Annotated in this window: 4 protein-coding genes and 1 pseudogene; all 5 read left to right on the top strand. The window is 69.6% G+C overall.

Annotated features, from left to right (window positions below; genetic code table 11):
• Positions 1 to 239: pseudogene (locus tag SGA01_RS40430) on the top strand (ATP-binding protein); the annotation flags it as partial.
• Positions 240 to 611: 372 nt separating this feature from the next.
• Entirely contained in the window at positions 612 to 3926 is a 3315-nt protein-coding gene (locus SGA01_RS40425) for a sensor histidine kinase (RefSeq protein WP_141303388.1), read from the top strand.
• A 7-nt stretch (positions 3927 to 3933) separates the two neighbouring features.
• On the top strand, positions 3934 to 4347 hold the full coding sequence (locus SGA01_RS40420) for a roadblock/LC7 domain-containing protein (RefSeq protein ID WP_053725133.1): 414 nt from the start codon (positions 3934 to 3936) through the stop codon (positions 4345 to 4347).
• 93 nt (positions 4348 to 4440) lie between these two features.
• Positions 4441 to 4989: a DUF742 domain-containing protein gene (locus SGA01_RS40415; RefSeq protein WP_141303386.1), complete on the top strand. Its 549-nt coding sequence runs from the start codon at positions 4441 to 4443 to the stop codon at positions 4987 to 4989.
• Positions 4970 to 5198: ATP/GTP-binding protein (locus tag SGA01_RS40410; RefSeq protein WP_174867700.1), on the top strand; the 229-nt coding region annotated here is incomplete at its 3' end. The genes SGA01_RS40415 and SGA01_RS40410, both read left to right, overlap by 20 nt.

The following is a 5198-nucleotide window of genomic DNA, read 5'->3' as shown; positions in this document are numbered from 1 at the left end:
CGCGCCGTCTCGCCGACTGTTTCCCGGCCGTCGACTACTTCGAGAACAGCGGCCTCCCCTTCGTCATCGCCCTCAACGGCTTCGACGGGAATCAGCCGTACCAGCCCGAGGAGGTCCGCGAGGCCCTTCAGATCGGTCCGGACACCCCGATCATCACGACCGACGCCCGCCACCGCGCGGACGCCAAGAGCGCGCTCATCACGCTGGTCGAGCACGCCCTCATGGCCCGTCTGAAGTAGCGGACCGCAGGACCGGACGGCCCGCCGGAGAGCGGACGGGCCCATGCTTTTGTCATATGCCTGCCGTGCGGGGTGATCTGTGTCCTTCGACACGACCGCCCCCGCGTTCATAACGTTTCGACAGAGAATTGGGGCGCCTCGGACACCCGACGCATCCGATCGGTGTCACTGCGCTCACCTGAGCCCCGCCATTTGGCGGGGCTCGCTCTTTATGCCCGTTTTATGTCGCCCCTGCGGCACGGAAAGCGGTCGCTTCCCACTGTTTGGAACGGACCCCCTTCACGTGCTGCAATTCATGAACTCCCGAGTAGTACGGCCCTGAACGAAACACCGGCACAACGTAGGTGCCGACGCCGAGAGGTTGTTGGTCGAGTGAGGCGCAGCAAGGAAAGCTCCGCGGAGCAGGAGACGCGGGGCAACTTCACCCCGCCGTCGCGCACAGCGGTGTCGCCCGCGGACGTGCCCGTGACGCCGCCACCGGCGGCCACCCCGGGCAACTCCAGCAAGCTGTCGCCGCGCAACTGGCGGGTACCCACCCGACTGAACGCGATCCTCCTCATACCCGTGCTCGTCGGCCTCGTCATGGGCGGCTTCCAGGTCAAGGGTGCGATCGACACCTGGCAGGAGGCGCAGGACGCCGAGAAGACGGCCCTCATCGTGCGGGCCGCCTCGGAGTACAGCACCGCGCTCCTCAACGAGCGCGACCTCACCGCAGCTCCGCTGCTGGCCGCGAAGACCCCCGAGGACCGCAAGGCCGACACGGTCGAGCAGGCCTACGCCGCGACCGACGCCGCCCGTCTCAAGTTCGACGAGGCCGCCAAGAACCTCCCCTCGGGCCAGGGCCTCGAGCGCCGTCTCCGGCTCTTCAAGGACGAGGAGCCGAAGCTCGAAGCGCTCCGCAAGGCCGCGTACAGCCGCTCCCTCGACCCCGTGAACACCCAGCTCGGGTACACCGGCGTCCAGCACTACCTCACCGAGTTCTCCAACGAGCTCGGTCTCGGCACCGGCAACGTCACGACCTACGGCCGCAGTGTCTACGCCGTCCAGCTCGCCAAGGGCGCCGAGTCGCTCCAGCGCTCCATCGGCACCCAGCTCCTGGTCCGGCCCAGCCGCACCGAAGAGGTCTTCGCCCAGCAGTCCGTGGCGTTCAACTCGTACAACTACCTGGAGCAGATCGCCCTCGGCGAGTACGGCTCCGGCGCCCTGCCCGAGGACGTCGACCTCCTCAAGAAGGTCATGGCCCGCAAGGCCGCCGAGGGCGCGAAGCAGATGCAGGCCGCCGACGTCGAGCTGCCCAAGGGCAAGGACGGCTCCGTCTACTCCGGCGTGGCCTCCGCGATCGGCACCGCCAAGAGCCCCGAGGCGCTCGCGGCCCTGAAGTCGAAGGGCATCACGGCCGAGAGCTGGATGGCCGTCGCCACCGCCAAGTTCGAGGGCTACTCCGAGGTCGAGAAGGCCCTCGTCGACAAGGCCGTGTCCGAGGCCGTCAAGATCTCGGACGAGGCCAAGACGGACGCCTGGGTCATCGGCGCCATCGTCGTCGTCGCCCTGCTCGCCGCCTTCATCCTGGCCGGGATGATGGCCCGCCAGATGAGCCGCTCGATGCGCGAGCTGCGCACCGCCGCCTTCAGCATCGCCGAGCAGCGCCTGCCGATGCTCGTCGACCAGCTGTCCCGCACCGAGCCCGGCCGGGTCGACACCCGCGTACAGCCGATCCCGATCGACTCGCAGGACGAGATCGGCGAGGTCGCCCGCGCCTTCGACCAGGTCCACCGCGAGGCCGTCCGGCTCGCCGCCGAGCAGGCCATGCTCCGGGGCAACGTCAACGCGATCTTCACCAACCTCTCGCGCCGCAACCAGTCGCTGATCGAGGGCCAGCTGACCCTCATCACCGACCTGGAGAACAACGAGGCCGACCCGGACCAGCTGGAGAACCTCTTCAAGCTGGACCACCTGGCGACCCGTATGCGCCGCAACGGCGAGAACCTCCTCGTCCTCGCCGGCGAGGAGCCGGGCCGCCGCTGGGACCAGCCGGTCCCGCTGGTCGACGTCATGCGCGCCGCCTCCTCCGAGGTGGAGCAGTACGAGCGCATCGAGCTGGCCGGCGTGCCGGATGCCGAGATCCACGGCCAGGCCGTGACCGACCTCGTCCACCTGCTCGCCGAGCTCCTGGAGAACGCCACCACGTTCTCCTCCCCGCAGACCAAGGTGCGCGTCACCGCGACCCGTCTCCCCGACGGCCGCGTGATGGTCGAGATCCACGACAAGGGCATCGGCCTCACCGCCGAGGACTTCGCGGACATCAACCACAAGCTGGCCAACCCGCCGACCGTGGACGCCGCCGTCTCGCAGCGCATGGGCCTCTTCGTGGTCGGCCGCCTCGCCGACCGGCACGGCATCCGCGTCCAGCTGCGCCCTTCGGGCGAGCAGGCCGGGACGACCTCGCTCGTCATGCTGCCGGACGCGATCACGCACGGCGGTGGCGGCGAGCAGCCGGTCCAGGACGACTTCACCGTCTCGCAGATCATTCCCCAGCAACAGCAGCAGAGCGCCTTCGAGGCCCCGGCCCCGCAGGCGATGCTGACCGCTGCCGATCTCGGCTTCGACGACTCGCGCTACGAGGAGCAGGGGGACGGCGAGCAGTCGCTCGACCCGGTCAACCGCTCCCTGGCCCGCGAGGACCGGCGTGCGACGCTCAGCGACCGGGCGCAGGGCGGTGACCGACCGCACTACGGTGACGAGTCGGAGCCCGCGGCGCAGGAGTACGGCCAGGAGTACGGCCAGGAGTACGCGCAGACCGAGGCGTACGCCGGCCAGGAGTACGCCGGCGAGTACGCGCAGCAGCAGCCGCAGGAGCAGCAGGCCTACGCACAACACCAGGACTACGCGCAGCAGCCGCAGCAGCAGTACGGCCAGGCGCAGAGCCAGGGCCAGGAGTACGCCGGCGACTACGCCCAGCAGGGTTACGAGGCGTACCCCCAGGCCGGCTATGCGGAAGCTTCGTACGAGACCCCGGCAGTCGAACACCAGCAGTACGGCAATGCGTTCGACCAGCAGCCCCACCAGGCTGAGTGGCAGGATCAGAGCGCCTACCAGGGCGGCTACGGACAGCAGTACGGAACGGAACCGGAATCTGCTCCGGCCGCTCCCGAACAGGCCCGCGACCGCGTAGGCTTCGACCGTCCGGGTCCCACTCCGAACCCCGCCCCGGACGCCGGCCACGCACTGACGGACGCAGGTCTGCCGCGCCGCGGCAGCGTCGCCCCGCAGACGCAGCAGGCGCCGCGACAGGCACCGCCCGCGCAGGCCCAGCAGCCCGCGCAGGCGCAGCAGCCGGCGCAGGCCGAGCAGCCGGCGGGGTCGGTAGAGCAGCAGAAGGAAGCCGACGGCCCCGAGGCCTGGCGCTCGGCCAACGACGAGCGCTGGCAGCGAGCCGGGAAGCTGAAGGACCCGAAGGCGGGCGGGGTCACCTCGTCCGGTCTTCCCCGGCGGGTCCCCAAGGCCAACCTGGTCGAGGGCACGGCCGAGCAGACGCCGCAGGGCGGCCCCCAGGTCTCCCGCGCACCCGAGGACGTACGGGGCAGGTTGAGCAACCTGCGCCGCGGTGTCCAGCAGGGACGCAACGCGGGAACGGACACGAACGGATCGGGCCTCGGCCCGGGCAGTACCTACAACCAGGAGCGTTAGTGTGAGCATGAGCCAGGCGGCGCAGAATCTGAACTGGTTGATCACCAACTTCGTGGACAACACCCCCGGGGTGTCCCACACGGTGGTGGTCTCCGCCGACGGACTCCTGCTGGCGATGTCCGAGGGTTTCCCTCGTGACCGAGCCGACCAGCTGGCGGCCGTCGCCTCCGGACTGACCTCGCTGACCGCGGGCGCGTCCCGGATCTTCGAGGGTGGTGCGGTCAACCAGACCGTGGTGGAGATGGAGCGCGGCTTCCTCTTCATCATGTCCGTCTCGGACGGCTCCTCGCTGGCCGTGCTCGCGCACCCGGAGGCCGACATCGGCCTCGTGGGCTACGAGATGGCACTGCTCGTGGACCGCGCGGGATCCGTCCTGACTCCTGACCTCCGGGCGGAGCTTCAGGGAAGTCTTCTCAACTAACAGACAGACAGTGCGTTTCACGTCACCGCACCGTAAGGTGCGGTGGCGCGGCTCCAAGGGACATGGAACCGCGAGGCAGTCGGAGGAGGAGACGTGGGAACACCCCCGGGCGCAAGCCATTACAACGGATACGACGCGTACCAGACGCCGCAGGGCGACAGCGCGCAGAACCGGTTCAACTTTCCCTCCGCACCGAGCAGACAGGGCGCCCAGCAGCCCTACCGGCAGCCTCAGGCCCAGCACACGCCCGCGGGTTCGCCGAGCGCCCCGCGCGCTTCGTCCTCGGGCGGTTCGGGCGGGCACAACCCGCTCGTGCGTCCCTACGCGATGACCGGCGGCCGGACCCGGCCGCGCTACCAGCTCGCCATCGAGGCGCTGGTCAGCACCACGGCCGATCTGTCCAGGCTGCAGGGGCAGTTGCCCGAGCACCAGCGGATCTGCCAGCTGTGCATCGAGATCAAGTCGGTCGCCGAGATCTCGGCCCTGCTCTCCATTCCTCTCGGCGTTGCCCGGATCCTCGTCGCCGACCTGGCGGAGGCCGGACTTGTCGCCATCCACCAGCCAGGCGGCGACGAGGCCGCCGGCGGCCAGCCAGCCGTGACACTGCTCGAAAGGGTGCTCAGTGGACTTCGCAAGCTCTAGCGGCGGTGCAGCCCGCTCAACCACCAGCGCGAAGATCGTGGTGGCGGGCGGCTTCGGCGTGGGCAAGACCACGTTCGTCGGCGCCGTCTCGGAGATCAACCCGCTGCGTACCGAGGCCGTCATGACGTCTGCGTCCGCGGGCATCGACGACCTCACGCACACCGGCGACAAGACGACGACGACTGTCGCCATGGACTTCGGCCGTATCA

Origin of the sequence: Streptomyces gardneri, assembly GCF_006539185.1 — a bacterium.
Classification (GTDB): Bacteria; Actinomycetota; Actinomycetes; order Streptomycetales; family Streptomycetaceae; genus Streptomyces; species Streptomyces gardneri.
Note: the sequence above shows the minus strand (reverse complement) of the source record. Positions and strands in the feature narration are given on the sequence as shown.

Coding starts and splice junctions, on each gene's coding strand:
- SGA01_RS40420 (WP_053725133.1), top strand. CDS start 3,934: ATGAGCCAGGCGGCGCAGAATCTGAACTGGTTGATCACCAACTTCGTG.